Origin of the sequence: Arthrobacter sp. KN11-1C (genome assembly GCF_052180225.1) — a bacterium.
In the GTDB taxonomy this organism is placed as follows: domain Bacteria; phylum Actinomycetota; class Actinomycetes; order Actinomycetales; family Micrococcaceae; genus Arthrobacter.
The window spans coordinates 2,106,152-2,124,372 of sequence record NZ_CP197467.1; the positions used below are offsets into that span (position 1 = coordinate 2,106,152).

Genomic DNA, 18,221 nt, shown 5'->3' on the forward strand with positions numbered 1-18,221 from the left:
GGCCCATGAGCAGGGCGGCGCGCCACGTCGACTTTCGCGCGGTTCCTGCGGGGTATTCTGTAGTGGTGTTTGGACGTAAAAAGGATGAGCCGAGCGCTCAAGACTCAATAGACCAGCTTGCCGCCGATGCCGCCGTGAGAGGCGCTGGCAAGGGCGCTCCCACGCCCAAGCGCAAGGAACAGGAAGCAGCCCGCAAGCGTCCCCTCGTACCGACGGACCGCAAGGCATCGAAAGAAGCCGAGCGCGTCGCCGTGCAGGACCAGCGCCAGAAAATGCGCCAGGCCCTCGACACGGGGGACGAGAAGTACCTGCCGCTGCGGGACAAGGGACCCCAGAAGCGTTTCGCGCGCGATTATGTCGATGCCCGTTTCAGCCTCGGTGAGTACTTGATGTTCGGTGCCCTGCTTTTCGTCGTGATCTCCTTCGTCATTCCTTCGGGAAGCGACGTCCTCAGCTACATCCTGATCGGCTTCTGGGTCATGTTCCTCGCTGTCTTCGCGGATGTGTTCGTCCTTTCCCGCAAGTTGCGCAAGGGCTTGACGCAGAAGTTCGGCGACATCGAGCGTGGCACCGTCTGGTACGGCAGCATGCGTTCCCTGCAGTTCCGTCGCCTGCGCCTGCCCAAGCCGCAGGTGCAGCGGGGCCAGTACCCCGCTTAAGGCCATCCGTCGCGACGGACCCAAGTCCATGAATCAAAAAGACCCTGGAACAACTGTTCCAGGGTCTTTTTGGCTGTCCGCGCTTAGCGGCGACGCTTAGCTGCGCCGTTTGGCCAAGGCCCTGTTGATGCCGGCGGCCCAGAACGGACCTTCGTAGAGGAATGCCGTATAGCCCTGCACGAGGGTTGCGCCGGCGTCGAGCCGTTCCTGGACGTCGGCCGCGGACTGCACTCCGCCGACCGCGATGAGCACGAGGCCCTCCCCTACTGCGGCCTTCAGGCGGCGCAGCACCTCGAGCGAACGTTCCTTGAGCGGCGCGCCTGAGAGCCCCCCGGCGCCGCACGCGTCCACTTTCCCCGGATCGGACACCAGGCCTTCACGGCCGATGGTGGTGTTTGTGGCGATGATCCCGTCGAGCTTGAGGTCCAAGGCGAGGCGGGCGACGTCGTCGATGTCTTCGTCGCTCAGGTCCGGCGCGATCTTGACGAGCAGCGGCACATGGCGGCCGGCGGATTCGTCTGCGGTATCTCCGACAGCGCGCAGGAGCGGGCGAAGCGTTTCGACGTTCTGGAGCAGGCGCAATCCCGGGGTATTGGGCGAGCTGACATTGACTACCAAATAGTCGGCGGCGGGTGCCAGGCTGCGGGCGCTGACCAAATAGTCCTCGACGGCGTCGTCGAGCTCAACAACCTTGGTCTTGCCGATGTTGACTCCGATCACGGGACGGACGCCTGAATGGGTCCGCTGCAATGCCGCCCGCGCGGCCTTGAGCCGCGGGGCCACGGCGGCCGCGCCGTCGTTGTTGAAGCCCATGCGGTTGATCACGGCTTTGTCCTCGATCAAGCGGAAGAGCCGTGGCTTCTCATTGCCGGGCTGTGCCTGGCCGGTGATGGTACCCACTTCCACGTGGCCGAAGCCCAGCTCGGCGAGGGCCTCGATTCCGTGGCCCTCTTTGTCGAATCCGGCCGCGAGGCCGAAGGGTGACGGGAAGGTCAGCCCCAAAGCCTCCGTGCGCAGGGAAGGGTGGGGAGCCGTCATTTTGGCGAGGACGCGTCCTGCTCCCGAGCGGTGTGCGAAGCGGATCGCCTGGAAGCCGATCTTGTGGGCCTTTTCGGCATCCATCCAGGAGAAGGCCAACTTGAAGAATGTGGGGTAAACGCGCATGGTCCTAGTTTTCCGGTTTACGGGGCGTGCACCAAACCAGCGCGGTTACTGGACGGTAGCATGTACGAATGCCGAGCAATCCACGTGATGGAGTTCACTCCCAGGCGATCATAGAAGCCGACGTCATTGTTATTGGCGCGGGATTGTCAGGGCTGGTCGCCGCCGCCCACGCCTACGCCGCCGGCAAACGTGTTGCGGTCCTGGACCAGGAACCCCCGGCCTCCGTTGGCGGCCAGGCACATTGGTCTTTCGGCGGCTTGTTCCTGGTCAACTCCCCCGAGCAGCGGAGGCTGGGCGTCAAGGACAGTGCCGAACTCGCCTTGAGGGATTGGCTGGCGTCGGCGGCCTTTGACCGGCCGGAGGACTCGTGGGCCCGGCTGTGGGCGGAGGCCTACGTCGATTTCGCCGCCGGCGAGAAGCGCCGGTGGCTGGGCTCCCTTGGCGTGCGGATCTTTCCGCTCGTGCAGTGGGCCGAACGGGGCGGTTATGGTCCCCAAGGCCACGGCAACACCGTCCCGCGGTTCCACGTCACGTGGGGCACCGGACCCGGCGTCGTGCAGCCCTTCCTGGCAAAAGTGAACGAAGGCGTGGCCCGCGGAAGGATATCCCTCCACTTCAGGCATCGCGCCACCGAAATAACGACGACGGCGCGCCGCGCCACCGGGGTCGGCGGCGAGATACTCGAGCCGTCCGGGGCCGGACGGGGCGAAGCATCGCCAAGGACCGTCGTCGGGCGCTTTGAGGCGACCGCCGGAGCGATCATCGTGACTACCGGCGGCATCGGCGGGAACCACGCCATGGTGCGCAGGCAATGGCCGGACGGCAGTGCGCCGGAGCACATGCTGAGCGGTGTGCCCGCGTCCGTCGACGGAGCGTTCCGTGCTGCCGCTGCTGCCGCTGGTGGAAGGCTCATCAACGGCGACCGCATGTGGCATTACCCCGAGGGCATCCACAACCACTCCCCCGTGTGGCCTTCGCATGGCATCCGCATTTTGCCCGGTCCGTCGTCGCTCTGGATTGACGCGACGGGACGGCAGTTGCCCGCCCCGCTGTTTCCGGGCTTCGATTCGCTGGGCGCCCTCAGGCACATCCTGGCGAGCGGGCACGGACATTCGTGGTTCGTATGCAACCGCACCATCGCGCTGAAGGAATTCGCATTGTCGGGCTCGGAGCAGAACCCGGACCTCACTGACAAGGACCTCAGGCTCCTTCTCTCCAGGCTTGGTCCCGGCAGCGATTCTCCCTTGCAGCTCTTCCTGGACCGTGGCGTGGATTTCCTGCAAGCTCCAACACCCGCTGAGCTCGCTGCGAAAATGAACGCGCTGACAGGTTCAGCGCTCATGGATCCCGCCCGGCTCGATTCCCTCATCCACGATCGGGATCTGCAAGTGGCGAGCGGCCTGGGCAAGGATCCACAACTCGCCGCGATCCGGGCGGCCCGGCGTTTCGCAACCGACAAGATCATGCGTGTTGCCCCTCCGCACCGGCTCAGCGACCCGAAACACGGTCCGCTCCTGGCCGTCCGGCTCTCCGTTTTGACGCGCAAGAGCCTCGGCGGGCTTCAAACGGACCTTCGCTCGCGCGTCCTGGACGATTCCGTAGTTCCCGTTCCCGGCTTGTACGCGGCGGGTGAGGCTGCCGGTTTCGGCGGAGGAGGAATCCATGGCTACCGGGCGTTGGAAGGAACGTTCCTCGGCGGGTGCCTGTTCTCCGGTCGGGCAGCCGGGCGTGATGCCGCGGCGAGTGTCTAAGCTGTTCCCATGGAGTGGCAGACCGACATCCTCGGTGCGGACTTCGAAAGTTGCGCATTCGAGGCGGCTGGACCTGATGGAGTGGTCCGGCGCGCAACGTTGGTCCGTCATGTCCCGCGCCGGCTCCCGGGCAGCGCCGGCGGCTTCCCCCTTCCGGCCAACCGCTCAGTCCTGTTCCTCCACGGATGGAGTGACTACTTTTTCAACGTCGCCCTCGCGGAGTTCTGGACGGACCAAGGCTTCCACTTCTACGCGTTGGACATGCACAACCATGGCCGAAGCCTGCAAGCGGACAGACCGGGTGGCTACGTAGAGCACTTGAACGACTACGACGCCGAAATCAGCAAGGCCATCGCCATGATCGGTTCCGCCGATGGGCCTGGTCAGGAACCCGGCTCGTTGACCCTCATGGGACATTCAACCGGGGGCCTCGTAGCCGCACTGTGGGCCAGCAGCCACCCCGGCTCCGTCCAGTACCTCGTGCTCAACAGCCCCTGGCTCGAAATGCATGGGAGTTCCGTAGTCCGCCGCGCCGCGCAGACCATGGTGAAGCCGCTCGCACGATTCCGACCCACGACGATCCTGCGCCTGCCCGAACGCGGCTTCTATTTCCGAAGCATCAGCAGCTCGGCCGAAGGCGAATGGCTCCTCGACGAAAAGTACCGCCCGCCGCTGGCCTTCCCCATGCGGGCCGGTTGGCTCAGTGCGGTCCTCAGCGGCCACACGAGGGTGGCCCGGGGGCTGAGAATCGACATCCCGATCCTGGTCCTGATTTCCGGAGCGAGCGCCAACGGCATGGTCTGGCAGGAGTCCATGCGGCATTCGGACGCCGTCCTGGACGTCAACACCATGGCCGTCCGGGCGATGACCCTGGGCCGGACCGTCACCCTGGAACGGGTGGATGGCGGCCTCCATGACGTTTTCCTGTCAGCCGGTCCGGTGCGCGCGGATGCGTACGACAGGCTTGCGCGGTGGATCCGCGGGTACATCACCACTGGGCCACGGACGGAACCTCCGGCAGGTCGCGAGCTTGGACAACCGGGGGACGCACCATGACCACGGAACTGGGGTTGCCCGTCTGGCAACGGGACTTCCTGGGCGACGGGTTCGAGGCCTTGGAACTCGAACTCCCGCCGGACGAAGAGGGACCAGTCTGCGCCACCCTCGTCCGGCACGTCCGTCCCGTGGCCTTGCCGTCGGTGCCGCACGGGCTCCTGGATGCCTTGGCCGCGTTCACCCGACGCCGGCGCCGGAGCGACGTTCCTGTCAGCCAGGGGCCACCGAGGGTGGTGCTCTATCTGCACGGCTGGGCCGACTACTTCATGCAGACCGAATTGGCTGACTTCCTGGGCGCCTCGGGCTTCCATTTCTACGCCCTTGACCTGCGGAAGTTCGGGCGGAGCCTGCGGCCGGGCCAGACACCGGGCTACACCACCGACCTTTCGGTCTATGACGAAGACCTTGATGCCGCCCTCCGCACGATCCAACAGGACGTTGCCGAGCTGACGGGCAGCGCGGAGGCACCTACAGTCCACCTCCTGGCCCATTCGCTGGGCGGCCTGATCGCGGCCCTGTGGGCGGACCGGAATCCCGGCCGCATTGCCACGCTGACGTTGAATTCACCGTGGTTGGAGCTCCAAGGCAGCAGCCTGATCCGCAGCATTGCGATGCACGTCGTGGAGCCGTTTGCCCGCACCGACCCCAAGCGCCCCTTCCGTTTCCCGGAGATGCCCGCCTACTGGGAAAGCGTGAGCAACCTGGCCCACGGCGAATGGACCCTTGACCCGGAATGGCGGCCGCGCGCTTCCTTCCCGATCCGCGCAGGGTGGACCAAGGCCGTCCTCGCGGGCCACGCCGCCGTCGAACGCAAACTGAATATCGACGCTCCGGTGCTCGTGCTGCTTTCCGGCCGGACCCGGATCCAGGCTGAGTGGACCGCAGAGCTCATGCGCGTCGACGCCGTGATCGACGTCGAGCAGACTGCCCGCCGGGCGCTGGGCCTCGGGCGCCGCACTGCGGTGTTCCGCTATCCGGGTGCGCTCCACGATGTGTTCCTGTCACGGCGCACCGTCCGGCAGCAGGCCTACAGGGACGTTGCCATCTGGTTGGCTTCGTACCCGGACTGAGCGGTTTGGCACGCTTGTGCCAATTCCTTGCAGCAGTCAGCGGGGCGCAGCAGCGTCTACGGCTCCTCCGTAGCGGCGGTCGCGTTTGGCATAGATCTCGACGGCGTCCCACAAGGTCCTGCGGTCGACGTCGGGCCACAATGTGTCCATGAAGACGAACTCCGCGTAGGCCGATTGCCACAAGAGGAAGTTCGAGAGCCGTTGCTCGCCGGAGCTTCGCAGAAACAGGTCCACATCCGGAAGGTCGGGTTCGTCGAGGTACTTCTGGATGGTCTTCTCGGTGACGGACCCAGGCTTCAGGCGGCCATCGGCAACATCCTGGGCAATCGCGGCCACGGCATCGGCGATTTCGGCGCGGCCGCCGTAGTTAACACACATGGTCAAAGTGCAGGTGTCGTTGCCGCGCGTGAACTCCTCGGCATCCTCCAGCTCCTTGATGACGGAACCCCACAGCCTGGGCCGCCGCCCTGCCCAGCGAATCCGCACTCCCCATTCATCGAGCTGGTTGCGCTGCCGACGTAGCACGTCCTTGTTAAATCCCATGAGAAAGCGCACTTCTTCAGGAGAACGACGCCAGTTTTCGGTGGAGAAAGCGTAGACGCTGACATACTTGATGCCCAGTTCGATCGCCCCTGCCATCACGTCCAGCAGGGCCGGCTCCCCTGCCTTGTGGCCCTCGATGCGCGGCAGTCCGCGTTGGTTCGCCCAGCGGCCGTTGCCGTCCATGACGATGGCCACGTGCCGCGGTATCAGTTCTGCAGGGATGGCCGGCGGCCTGGCGCCGGAAGGATGGTGGTACGGGGCCTTCACCGGCGTGGTCCGCGTCGTTGCCGTCTTCTTTTTTCCCAGTGCCACTTTCAGCTTCGCTCCACATGTTTGAGGGACTTCAATGCTCGTTCAAGATGCCATTGCAGGTAGCTCGCCACCAATCCGGCGGCCTCGCGGCGGTGCAAGGATTCGGAGCTATCCGCGGTAGCCCAGTCCCCCGTAAGCAGCGCGCCCAGCAAGACGACGGTCTCGCGAGCGGGTGCCGGCGAACCGGGCGGGCGGCAGTCGTTGCAGATCATCCCGCCCAAGGGTGCGGAGAAAGCCGTGTGCGGACCGCTCGCCCCGCAGCGGGCGCAATCCGTGAAACTGGGTGCCCAGCCGCCGGTTGCCAAAGCGCGGAGCAGGTAGGAGTCAAGAATGAGTTCCGGCGGGTGGTCGGAACGGCTCAACGCGGCTAGTGCCCCGACAAGCAGGTTGTATTGAGCGGTTCCCGAATCGGCGTCGGCGTCCGTCAGTTTCTCCGCCGTTTCGGTCATGGCGGCAGCGACGGTGTACCGGGAGTAATCGGCGGCGATCGAGCTCCCATAGGCTCCCTTGGCGACGGCCTGGGTGACAATATCCAAGGTGCGGCCGGACACGAGTTGCAGGTCAGCCACCATGAACGGCTCCAACCGGGCGCCGAACCGGCTACTGGTGCGCCGAACGCCCTTGGCAACCGCCCTAACTTGTCCATGGTGCTTTGTGAGCAAGGTGATGATGCGGTCCGCTTCGCCCAGCTTGTGGGTGCGCAGCACGACGGCATCGTCCCGATAGGAGCGCGCTGCAAACGACGAAGGATTGGCCACAGTTAATCTTCGCACCACACCGGGCCTTCTCTGGTCCGGTGAAGCCGTGCGGCGCCGTGTTGGCGGCGCCGCACGGCAAATGGCTATGCCCGGACGGCCCTGATGGCACGGTTGACGGCAGAGATGACCGCCTTGAGCGCCGCGGTGCTCGTGTTGGGATCGATGCCGACACCCCAGAGGACGCGTTCGCCGACGGCGCATTCCACATAGGCCGCGGCGGTGGCGCTGCCACCTTCGGACAGCGCATGCTCTGAGTAGTCCAGGACGCGGACGTCCACGCCGTCCTGGCGCAAGATGTCCAGCACGGCCGCGATCGGTCCGTTGCCGGTACCGGTGCGCTGAACCACGGTGCCGTCGACGCGCAGGGCTGCGTGGAGGGACAGCTCGCCGGACTCATCGGTCTCGGTGCGGATGGAACCCAGCGAATAGCGTCCCCACTGGCCATCGGCCGTGCTGGCGGGCAAGTATTCGTCCTGGAACATCGCCCACAGCTGGGCTCCGCTGACTTCGCCGCCCACGGTGTCGGTGCGGTGCTGGATGACGCCGGAGAATTCGATTTGTGCCCGGCGCGGCAGGTCCAGGCTGTGCTCGTTCTTGAGCAGGTACGCCACGCCGCCCTTGCCGGACTGGGAGTTGACGCGGATGACCGCCTCGTAGCTGCGGCCGAGGTCCTTGGGGTCGATCGGCAAGTACGGGACCTGCCACGTGAAGTCGTCCACGGCCTTGCCGGCAGCGGCAGCGTCCTTTTCGAGGGCTTCGAAACCCTTCTTGATGGCGTCCTGGTGCGAGCCGGAGAACGCCGTGAACACCAGATCGCCGCCATACGGGGAGCGCTCGGGAACGGGCAGCTGGTTGCAGTACTCCACCGTCCGGCGGACTTCGTCGATGTCGGAGAAGTCGATCATCGGGTCGACGCCTTGGACGAACATGTTCAGGCCCAGGGTGACCAGGTCCACGTTGCCGGTCCGCTCGCCGTTGCCGAACAAGCAGCCTTCGATGCGGTCGGCGCCGGCCAGGTAGCCCAACTCCGCGGCGGCAACGCCCGTCCCGCGATCGTTGTGCGGGTGGAGGGAGATGATGATGCCGTCACGGGGATGCAGGTTACGGTGCATCCATTCGATGGAGTCGGCGTAGACATTCGGGGTGGCCATTTCCACGGTGGCCGGCAGGTTGATGATGACCTGCTTGTCAGCGGATGCTTCGAAAACGTCGGCAATCGCGTTGCAGACCCGTGCCGCGTACTCGAGTTCGGTACCGGTGAAGGACTCCGGCGAATACTCGTATGTGATGTGCGTGTCCGTGAGGGTTTCCTCGTACTTCTTGCACAAGCGGGCACCTTGGAGGGCGATGTCCAGGATGCCGTCCTCGTCCTGGTTGAACACGACGCGGCGCTGCAGGACCGACGTCGAGTTGTACAGGTGGACGATGGCCTGCTTGGCGCCGACGAGGGATTCGTAGGTTCGCTCGATCAGGTGCTCACGTGCCTGGGTCAGGACCTGGATGGAAACGTCATCCGGGATGTGGCCGCCTTCGATAAGCTGCCGCACGAAGTCGAAGTCTGTCTGCGAAGCCGAGGGGAAGCCGACTTCGATTTCCTTGTACCCCATCCTGACCAGCAGCTGGAACATCTTCAGCTTGCGGGCCGGGCTCATGGGGTCGATCAGGGCCTGGTTGCCGTCCCGGAGGTCCACAGCGCACCAGCGCGGAGCCTTGGTGATGACCTTGTCCGGCCAGGTGCGGTCCGGCAGCTCGACATTGATCTGGTCCTGGAAAGGCAGGTACCGGTGAATGGGCATTCCAGAGGGCTTTTGTGCGTTGCGCATGACTTAGGGCCTTTTCTCTTAATCTTTGATGGAAGATTGGCCGGGCACAGCTAACTCCGCAGCGAGGGTTGGCCTAGCGAATGATCGCCTTCGAGGCCCCGCCGCGGCAGCTAAGGAGAAGCATTCCTGCACGCACCATTTCACACTAACACGGGTGCGTATGATGACAATGCAATACCAGATGCAACGTCCACTATGCAGACGCGGGAACGGTTGTGAGCCGATTCCGCTCGTCTTCCGAAGGAGTTCTTGTGCCACAGTCGGGGATCACACTGTCCAACATCGATGAAAGCGTCAGGCCGCAGGACGACCTTTACCAGCACGTCAATGGTGCGTGGCTGAAGTCGACGGTCATCCCTGACGACCGGCCGCTTGAGGGAACGTTCACAGCCCTGCGGGACGGCGCTGAACTGGCAGTCAAAGCGATCATCGAGGAAGCCGCCGCAAAGGGCGACGACGCCAGCGGCATCGAACGCAAGGTAGGCGAGCTCTACAACAGCTTCATGGACGAGGAAGCCATCGAGGCAAAGGGCATGGAGCCCGTCCGGGACCGGCTCGCGGAGGTTTTTGCGACTGCTTCGCCGGCCGCCGTGGTGTCCCTGACAGGGCGGCTGTTCCGCTCGGATGTTTCCGGCCTCTTCTCGATCTACCCTGCTCCCGACGCCGGGAATCCGGACCGGGTCCTGTTGTACATCGGCCAGGGCGGCCTGGGGCTTCCCGATGAGTCCTACTACCGGGACGAGAAGTTCGCAGGCATTGTCAGCGCCTACGCGAAATATGTGGCCAAGCTCTTCGGGCTGGCAGGCATTCCCGACGCCGACGGTGCTGCCGCGCGCGTTGTCGCCCTCGAAAAAGCACTCGCCTCGCACCACTGGGACAACGTCACCTTGCGGGATCCGCAGAAGACGTACAACCTCAAGACCGTGGAAGAGGGCCGGGAGCTTTTCCCGTACCTCGACGCATGGTTCGATTCGGCCCGGATCGAAGGTGACAAATTCACCGAGCTGGTGGTGAGCACGCCTGATTTCTTCACCGGTGCGTCCGCCCTCGTCGAGTCCGAGTCCCTTGCCACGTGGCAGGAGTGGCTGGCCCTTCGTGTGCTCAATGCCGCAGCCCCCTACCTTTCCTCGGGGTTCGTGGACGCGAACTTCGATTTCTACGGCACCACGCTGAGCGGCACTCCGCAGAACAAGGACCGCTGGAAGCGCGGCGTCGCCGTCGTCGAAGCCGCCTTGGGCGAGGCCGTCGGCCAAATCTATGTGGAGCGCCACTTCCCCGAGGGCTACAAGGCCAGGATGCAGACCCTGGTTGCCAAACTCATCGAGGCCTACCGCGAGAGCATCACTGCGCTCGAATGGATGGGCGAGGACACCAAAGCGGAAGCGCTGAAGAAGCTCGCGGCCTTCCGGCCCAAGATTGGTTTCCCGGACAAGTGGATAGATTATTCCGCCGTCGACATTCACCCGGGCGATCTTCTGGGGAACGTCGAGCGGGCGCACGACGCCGACGTCGACCGGCACCTCGATGAGGTCGGCAAGCCGGTCGATCTCGACAAGTGGCTCATGACCCCGCAAACGGTCAACGCGTATTACCACCCGATGTTGAACGAGATCGTCTTCCCCGCTGCGATCCTGCAGCCGCCCTTTTTCACGGCGGAGGCCGACGACGCGGTCAACTATGGAGGCATCGGCGCCATCATCGGCCATGAAATCGGCCACGGCTTCGACGACCAGGGCTCCCAGTTCGACGGGAGCGGGGCGCTGCGGAATTGGTGGAGCGAGGAGGACCGCAAGGCTTTCGAAGGGCTGGCGGCGAAGCTCGTGGCCCAATTCGACGCCCTTGCCCCCTATGCCGCCCCTGAGCACAAGGTCAACGGGAAACTCACGCTCGGCGAAAACATCGGCGATCTGGGTGGCCTGACCATCGCCTACAAGGCGTACCTCCTGAGCCTCGACGGCGCGGAGCCGCCCGTCCTCGAAGGACTGAGCGGCGGGCAGCGCTTCTTCATGTCCTGGGCTGCCGGCTGGCGCCAGGTCATCCGTCCTGAGGAAGCCATCCGGCGCGTCGCGACTGACCCGCACTCCCCCAACGAGTTCCGGACCAACGCCATCGCCAAGAACCTGGACTCATTCCACGAGTCGTTCGCAGTGGAAGCCGGGGATGGCATGTGGCTGTCGCCCGAGGATCGCGTCAGTATCTGGTAGGCGGCCACAACAAACAGAAGGGAGCGGTCACCACGCGACGTGTGGTGACCGCTCCCTTCGCTGCGTCCAGGGTGTTTCCTGTGTTGCTACCTCGCGATGAGTGCCGGGTTGACCGCCTGGCATTTCACGTCGCCCGCGGTCTGCTTCACGACGTTGGATGGTACGGAGGCCACTCCGTACTTGGTCCCGGAATCGAAGTCACTTCCGATATAGACCTGGACTCCAACTACACCCGTCGATGGTTCGATTTGCGACGCCGGGATGCCGAGGAGGCTCGCGACGTCCGGGGCGACGTCGGCATAACCGGCCCCGTAATAGACAACGGTCTTCGGGACGGCGGCCGCGAGGAAGTGCGCGGCTTTCGTGAATCCACCACCGGCCAAAGCTGCGGCGATCTCCTGGCCGCGGGATGCGACGCCCGTTCCTTCGGCAACGGTCACTGGCTGAAGGGCCTTGTCATAGGCGGGAACGGCGGGAACGGTCGGCGCCGGTGCCGCGCTGCTGGACTGGGCGCCCGATGCCGCAGGCGTGGGACTCGCTGATGGAGCGGCGGTAGCCCCCGGGGTGGTCAGGTCCAGGTTCGCGCGCATGGCGGCGAAGAGCTGGGAAGCCTGCGGTTGAACCAATTCGAGCCTGTTGGGATCGACGGCGGCGGGCTGGGTGGGAACCGAAACGAACGCTACCTTGGACAAGTCGACGTCTTTGAGGCGGCTGCCGATGGTCAGGAGCGACTGGACCGACGCCAGGCCTTCGTCCACGGTCAGGTTCTTTGTCACGGCATCCGCGATGGACAGCAGGCTCTGCGGATTGCCCAGCGTTCCGTCGGACTTGATCTTGCGGGTCAGGGAGGAGAGGAAGCCCTGTTGCGCCTGGATGCGGCCGAGGTCGCTTCCGTCGCCAAAACCGTGGCGGGTCCGGAGGAAGGCCAGGGCCTGTTCCCCCTGGACACTCGATGTTCCCTTGGGGAGCCGGAGCCCGGAATCGGGGTCGTATACGGCGTCGCTTACACACACGTTGACTCCGCCGACGGCGTTGGACAGCTCCTTGACGGCGTTGAAGTCTGCCATCATGAAGTGGTCCACTTGCAGTCCCATGAGCTTGTTCACGGTGTCTACGGCGCAACCGATCCCGGCTTCGGCCATGGCCGAGTTGATCATGACGTTGGAGTGCGGTTGATATACGGTGCCGGTTTTGGGATCGGTGCATGACGGGACATCCACCAGGAGGTCTCGCGGAATGCTGGTGAGGCTGACCCTCTTGTTGTCCGCCGAAATGTCGAGCAGCATCATGACGTCCGACTGGCCATAGCCCGTGGAATCCTGCGTGGATCCGTATTGCGAATTCTTCCCGTCCCTGGTATCGGAACCGAGGATGAGGATCTGCAGGCGGTCCGTGGCATCGTTTGCTGCGGCCTCGGTCCTCGGTGCGCCTGCCGACAACGGTGCCGTGCTGATGTTCGACTGCAAGCGGATAACCCAGTAAGCGGCGAAAGCGATACCGCCGAGCAACAGCACTGACACCGTGGCGGCAGTGACCTTGAGCCAGATCGGGAGGCCCTTGGGAGCATTCATGTGGCGGGGGGTGCCGGGAGCTTCCCCGTGGCGTGCAGCGCCGCGGGCACCAACGGTGCCGGGCTCCTGTACGCGTGCATCGCGACGTCGCACGACTTGCTCAACCTTTCCTCGGAAAATGGGATTCGGACCATTTTACGGGCCCAATCTGGGAAATTCCCCAGCGGTTAGAATCCCAGCTTCACGAGTTGCTTCGGGTCGCGCTGCCAGTCCTTGGCCACTTTCACGTGCAAGTCGAGGTAGATCTTGGTTCCCAGGAGGGCCTCAATTCCCTTGCGAGCGTTCGTTCCGACCTCGCGCAGGCGGCTTCCGGCCTTGCCGATGATGATGGCCTTCTGGGACGGGCGCTCAACGTACAGGTTGACCCGCACGTCGAGGAGCGGGTTGTCCTCCGAGCGTCCTTCGCGGGGCAGGATTTCCTCCACCACCACGGCCAAGGAGTGCGGAAGTTCGTCGCGGACGCCCTCCAGAGCTGCCTCCCGGATAAGTTCGGCCACCATGACGGCCTCCGGTTCATCGGTGAGTTCACCGTCCGGGTAGAGAGGAGGGGAAGGCGGCATGTGGCCGATGAGGACGTCGGCGACAGTGCTGACCTGGAAGCCGTCGGTCGCGGAAACCGGGACGATATCGGCCCAGCCTTGTTCGCCGAGGACTTCGCGGCCCAAGGCGGCTACAGCCAGGAGCTGCTCGGTCAGGGCCTGGCGGTCCACCAAGTCGGTCTTGGTGACCAAGGCGATGATGGGCTTGCGTCCGACGGCGGCGAGCTGGGCCGCGATGTACTTGTCACCCGGCCCGATTTTTTCGTTGGCCGGCAAGCAAAAACCGATGGCGTCCACTTCGGAGAGGGTGTCCGCGACGAGATCGTTGAGCCTCTTGCCAAGGAGGGTGCGCGGGCGGTGCAGGCCCGGAGTGTCCACAAGGATGAGTTGGGCGTCCTCCCGATGGACAATGCCGCGGATCGTGTGCCTCGTGGTCTGCGGCTTCGCCGAGGTGATGGCCACCTTCTGGCCCACCAAAGCGTTGGTGAGGGTGGACTTCCCGGCATTGGGACGGCCGACAAGAACCGAGAATCCTGCGTGGAAGCCGCCGAAGTCCTGATCGGCGTCGAACTTCTTATTGTGCTTGCTCACGTGGAACTCCCTGTTGCGTTGTATCGGCCTCGTCGAGAAGGTCTTCAAGGTCAGTGTCTTCTTTTGGAATGGCCGCCGCAATGATATGGCTGACCCGGTTTCGTCGGCCTTCCAGCCTATCGGCTTTCAAGGAGATCCCATCCACCTCCACCGCGCTGCCTACGATCGGCACCTTGCCCAGGGTCTTGGCCAGGAGGCCGCCCACTGTGTCCACTTCGTCGTCGTCGAGGTCTATGTCGAAAAGTTCGCCGAGGTCGTCGATGCTCATCCGGGAACTGACGCGGTACGTACCGTCGCCCAAGTCAGTGACCTCCGCATCGTTGGAGTCGTACTCGTCCACGATCTCCCCCACGATTTCCTCAATGAGGTCCTCGAGGGTGACCAGTCCTGCCGTGCCGCCGTATTCGTCGATGACGACGGCCACGTGCGTGGACTCTTGCTGGAGTTCGCTCAGGAGGTCGCTGACAGGCTTCGATTCGGGAACGAAACGTGCTTCGCGGGCTATGGCATCGATGTCCTGGCGCACGGACGGCTGTTCCGGGCGGTGCAATGCGGCGGCAACGTCCTTCAAGTAGAGAATGCCCCGGATCTGGTCGGCGTTCTCGCCGATGACGGGGATCCTTGAGTACCCCGAGCGCAGGAACAAGGCCATGGCTTGCTCCAGGCTGGACCCGGACTCGATGCTCACAATGTCGGTTCGAGGGACCATCACCGAGCGGACCAGGGTGTCCCCGAAGTCGAAGACCGACTGGATGAGTTCGGCCTCGCTGTCCTCGATCATGTCGGACTCCGTGGCCCTGTCGACGAGCTCGCGGAATTCTTCCTCGCTGAAGAAAGCTTCATCGCCGCTCGGTGCACCGGGTGCAACGGTACTGCCGATCGCCACGAGCCAGCCGGGAATGGGACCAAGGATCCAGCACAGGAACCTGATGAGCGGAGCCGAGTAGCGGACCACGCCTCCGGAGTGCGCGCGTCCAAGCTGGCGCGGCGAGACACCCACCAAAACGAAACCAATGACGGCCATGATGCCCGTCGCCGCCAGTCCGGCAAGCCAGACGTTCTCGAGGAGGCTGTGCATGACGACGGCGACGGCCACCGCTGCCGCCATCTCGAACCAGACCCGCCAGAACCGCAGCGCGCGGATGTGCGCGACCGGCTGGGCGAGGATACTGCGAAGCGAATTCCCCCGGCTCTTGACGATGGCTTGCTCTGCGTCGTGCCGCGGCAGGAAGGTGAAGGCAGCTTCAGCCGCGGTCAGCAGGGCGACGAAACTGAGGAACACCAACGCCATCCCGACCAGGATGAGTGATGTCACTGCATGGTCTCCAGGGGGGCGTCCTTGCCAAGGAACGCGGACAGCAGCTCACGCTGCAGGCCGAACATCTCTGCTTTTTCCTCCGGCTCGGCGTGGTCGAAACCGAGAAGGTGAAGGATTCCGTGCGTGCAGAGCAAGAGCATTTCATCCTGCGTTGAATGACCGGCGTTGCGTGCTTGGACCTCGGCCACTTGCGGGCAGATCGCGATGTCGCCAAGCATGCCCTGCGGGGCCGGCTTGCCCGGTGTCCCCGGCGTCAGCTCGTCCATCGGAACAGACAGGACATCGGTAGCGCCGGGTTCGTCCATGAGCTCGATATGGAGCTTCTCCATGGCGGGTTCGTCCACCAGAAGGATGGAGAGTTCGGCCTGCGGGTGAATGTAGAGGCGCTCGAAGATGAAGCGTGAAAGCGTCACCAATTGTGCCTCGTCCACCTGGACGCCGGACTCGTTGTTGACCTCGATGCTCATCGGTGTTCTCCCCGTTTGTCGTGGATGGGTGTGTGCTGGGCACGCACCCGGTGCTTTTCATCCCATGTGCTGTAGGCGGACACGATGTCGGCGACGAGCCGGTGCCTGACGACGTCGGAGGCGTCGAGCATCGTAAAGTTCACGCCGTCGATCCCGTCGAGGATTTCCTGGACGATGCGCAGCCCGGACGTGGCGCCGAAAGGCAGGTCCACCTGGGTGATATCGCCCGTGACGACCATCTTCGATCCGAAGCCCAAGCGGGTCAGGAACATCTTCATCTGTTCCGCGGTGGTGTTCTGGGCCTCATCGAGGATGATGAACGCGTCGTTGAGCGTGCGGCCGCGCATGTACGCAAGCGGTGCCACCTCGATGGTCCCGGCCGCCATGAGCCGCGGGATCGATTCCGGGTCCATCATGTCGTGCAGGGCGTCGTACAAAGGACGCAGGTACGGGTCGATCTTGTCGCTCAGCGTTCCCGGCAGGAAGCCGAGGCGTTCCCCTGCCTCGACGGCAGGCCGCGTGAGGATGATCCGGCTGACTTCCTTGAGCTGCAGTGCCTGAACGGCTTTTGCCATCGCCAGGTACGTCTTACCGGTGCCCGCCGGGCCGATCCCGAAGATCACCGTATTGTCGTCGATGGCGTCGACGTAGTTTTTCTGGTTCAGCGTTTTGGGGCGGATGGTGCGCCCGCGGCTCGAAAGAATGTTGTGGGTCAGGATTTCCACGGGGTTCTGCAGCGACTGGCTGCGCAACAAGGAAACGAGCTGTTGGAGGACGTCCGGGGTGATCACTGTCCCCTTGCCGACGAGGCCGCGGACTTCTTCCAGGAGGCGCATGATCCGGGGAACATCGCTCGACGGGCCGCTGAAGGAGAGTTCGTTGCCGCGCACATGAAAGTCGACGCCGGGGAACTGGGCTTCGATGTAGCGCAACGCCTCGTCATGGCTGCCAAGGGTCTGAACCATCTGATCCGAGTTGTCGAAGGTGACAACTTCCGTCCGGGCGCCCGGGACAGAGTGCGGGAACTCGGCCGGACCTGTGTCAACGCTGCCGGCCTTGGGCCGCCCGTTCAATGATTCTGTCATAGTGCTGGCCTTGCGGCCTGTGCTCCTCCGGCTTGGTGATGTCCATCGATTTTCTCCGATGTCCGTGTGCTGGATGGGCGCAGGATCGCGGGCCTCGGATTGCTTTCAATCCTACGCCAGCCAGTCTCCGGGATGGTTCCGGGCCGTTCCCCTCGGGCCCGCGAGCGGCGGATCTGCGCGCTTTGGTATCAACTCGGCATCGACCTCGTATCAATCGGATTGCAGTTCGCCGCCGGAGTATCGAAACGCCAACCGGCGCCCGCGGGACTATGACAAGCTGATTCATGGGCAAAAATGCCCCTGTGCCCGAAGCCGGGCGCACGACTCCCCCGCACCACAGCGGCCGAACACGAGCAGGGATCCACCATCACCAGGCCAGCCGTCACTCCACACGGCACTCGCATCCGGAAACGTTCCGCGATGCTTGTGACCGCCTTGACGGCTGCCTTGTTCCTGTCGGGTTGCATCGCGGATCGCACGGGGCAGGGTTCCACGACGCCGGTCCCCACCCCGACGGTCGCCCTGCAGGCGGCCCCCGACAGCAATGCTCCGCTCGAAACGACGCAGGCCTCGAACAAGATCCCTGTGTATTGGATCGGCCGCAGCGACACGGACACCTTCCTGTACCGCGAATTCCGTGACAACCCGGGCAACGAGAATCCGATCACCACGGCCCTGCGGATCATGATGTCCCAGAAGCCGTTGGATCACGACTACTTCACGCCGTGGCAGAACCCGAGCAGCCTGGCGACCACGATTTCCGGTAAGAACGTCGTCACGGTGGATGTCTCCCGCGACGCGTTCAATTCCAATCTCGACGGCGGGATGGCGCAGCGCGCGATCCAGCAACTCGTCTATACCGCCACTGCTGCGGCCGCGAGCTCAGGCCTCATCGATGCCGGACAACAGATCAAAGTGACCATCCTGGTGGACGGGCACACAGACTATATGGCGTTCGGGCAGGTCAAGCTGGGCGACGCCATGGTCCGCGACGCCACCGTGGTGGCACCCGTGTGGATCATCGATCCGCAGGAGGACCTGACCTTGCCTGCCGGTCCGGTCAAGTTCAATGGTCGGAGCACGGACCCCTCGAAGAAACTGCACTGGCAAATCCTTCGGGAGAATTCAAACGGCGACAAATCGTCCTACTTGACCGGGCAGACCACCGCTTCGACCGTACCCGGACAGGGCGGCGTCTTCAGCCTCACCGTGGGACTCGGAGCCGGGCGCTATGAATTGCGGGTCTCCTTGGTGGGCCCCAACGACGCAGACGTCGCGACGGATACCCGCTCCTTCAACGTCCGCTGACG

The 18,221-nt window shown here is 64.2% G+C and carries 15 protein-coding genes; 6 read left to right on the forward strand and 9 right to left on the reverse strand.

The window, feature by feature from the left end; genetic code table 11:
• Positions 1-65 precede the first annotated feature (65 nt).
• Positions 66-659 (forward strand): DUF3043 domain-containing protein, encoded by a 594-nt coding sequence (locus ACSBOX_RS09865; RefSeq protein ID WP_415984011.1) that lies wholly within the window; start codon positions 66-68, stop codon positions 657-659.
• Between the two features lie 96 nt (positions 660-755).
• Here ACSBOX_RS09865 and ACSBOX_RS09870 read toward each other — a convergent pair whose 3' ends face one another.
• Positions 756-1,823: a quinone-dependent dihydroorotate dehydrogenase gene (locus ACSBOX_RS09870; RefSeq protein ID WP_442545823.1), complete on the reverse strand. Its 1,068-nt coding sequence runs from the start codon at positions 1,821-1,823 to the stop codon at positions 756-758.
• 68 nt (positions 1,824-1,891) lie between these two features.
• Between ACSBOX_RS09870 and ACSBOX_RS09875 the strand changes: the two genes are divergently transcribed.
• From ACSBOX_RS09875 to ACSBOX_RS09885, 3 genes are read left to right on the forward strand one after another with little or no spacing between them, the layout of a single operon-like run.
• Positions 1,892-3,574, forward strand: a complete 1,683-nt coding sequence (locus tag ACSBOX_RS09875) for an FAD-binding dehydrogenase (RefSeq protein ID WP_442545824.1) — start codon at positions 1,892-1,894, stop codon at positions 3,572-3,574.
• Positions 3,575-3,583: 9 nt separating this feature from the next.
• Positions 3,584-4,630, forward strand: coding sequence for an alpha/beta hydrolase (locus ACSBOX_RS09880; RefSeq protein ID WP_442545825.1), 1,047 nt, complete (start codon positions 3,584-3,586; stop codon positions 4,628-4,630).
• Positions 4,627-5,700, forward strand: a complete 1,074-nt coding sequence (locus ACSBOX_RS09885; RefSeq protein ID WP_442545826.1) for an alpha/beta hydrolase — start codon at positions 4,627-4,629, stop codon at positions 5,698-5,700. The genes ACSBOX_RS09880 and ACSBOX_RS09885 overlap by 4 nt, the downstream gene beginning before the upstream one ends.
• Before the next feature lie 36 nt (positions 5,701-5,736).
• Here the strand turns inward: ACSBOX_RS09885 and ACSBOX_RS09890 are convergent, their stop codons facing one another.
• From ACSBOX_RS09890 to leuA, 3 genes are all read right to left on the reverse strand, one after another.
• A complete protein-coding gene (locus ACSBOX_RS09890) occupies positions 5,737-6,555 on the reverse strand; it encodes an isoprenyl transferase (protein WP_442545827.1) in 819 nt (272 codons plus the stop codon).
• A 2-nt stretch (positions 6,556-6,557) separates the two neighbouring features.
• A complete protein-coding gene (recO, locus tag ACSBOX_RS09895; protein WP_264636457.1) occupies positions 6,558-7,313 on the reverse strand; it encodes a DNA repair protein RecO in 756 nt (251 codons plus the stop codon).
• An 83-nt stretch (positions 7,314-7,396) separates the two neighbouring features.
• Positions 7,397-9,136, reverse strand: coding sequence for a 2-isopropylmalate synthase (leuA, locus tag ACSBOX_RS09900; RefSeq protein ID WP_442545828.1), 1,740 nt, complete (start codon positions 9,134-9,136; stop codon positions 7,397-7,399).
• Positions 9,137-9,387: 251 nt separating this feature from the next.
• Here leuA and ACSBOX_RS09905 point away from each other — a divergent pair, with 251 nt between their 5' ends.
• Complete coding sequence (locus tag ACSBOX_RS09905) at positions 9,388-11,340, forward strand: M13 family metallopeptidase (protein ID WP_442545829.1); 1,953 nt, start codon at positions 9,388-9,390, stop codon at positions 11,338-11,340.
• Positions 11,341-11,426: 86 nt separating this feature from the next.
• On the opposite strand, the gene ACSBOX_RS09910 is transcribed toward ACSBOX_RS09905, so the two are convergent.
• From ACSBOX_RS09910 to ACSBOX_RS09930, 5 genes are all read right to left on the reverse strand, one after another.
• Positions 11,427-13,004 carry an LCP family protein gene (locus ACSBOX_RS09910; RefSeq protein ID WP_442545830.1) on the reverse strand — a complete coding sequence of 526 codons (1,578 nt, stop codon included), beginning with the start codon at positions 13,002-13,004 and terminating at the stop codon, positions 11,427-11,429.
• Between the two features lie 74 nt (positions 13,005-13,078).
• Positions 13,079-14,041 (reverse strand): GTPase Era, encoded by a 963-nt coding sequence (gene era / locus ACSBOX_RS09915; RefSeq protein WP_078105123.1) that lies wholly within the window; start codon positions 14,039-14,041, stop codon positions 13,079-13,081.
• Entirely contained in the window at positions 14,025-15,356 is a 1,332-nt protein-coding gene (locus ACSBOX_RS09920; RefSeq protein ID WP_442545831.1) for a hemolysin family protein, read from the reverse strand. Before ACSBOX_RS09920 ends, era begins: the two co-directional genes overlap by 17 nt.
• Entirely contained in the window at positions 15,353-15,826 is a 474-nt protein-coding gene (ybeY, locus tag ACSBOX_RS09925; RefSeq protein WP_442545832.1) for an rRNA maturation RNase YbeY, read from the reverse strand. The genes ACSBOX_RS09920 and ybeY overlap by 4 nt, the downstream gene beginning before the upstream one ends.
• Positions 15,823-16,911, reverse strand: a complete 1,089-nt coding sequence (locus ACSBOX_RS09930) for a PhoH family protein (RefSeq protein WP_442545833.1) — start codon at positions 16,909-16,911, stop codon at positions 15,823-15,825. The genes ybeY and ACSBOX_RS09930 overlap by 4 nt, the downstream gene beginning before the upstream one ends.
• Before the next feature lie 420 nt (positions 16,912-17,331).
• On the opposite strand from ACSBOX_RS09930, the gene ACSBOX_RS09935 reads away from it, so the two are divergent.
• Positions 17,332-18,219, forward strand: a complete 888-nt coding sequence (locus ACSBOX_RS09935; protein ID WP_442545834.1) for a GerMN domain-containing protein — start codon at positions 17,332-17,334, stop codon at positions 18,217-18,219.
• Positions 18,220-18,221 lie beyond the last annotated feature (2 nt).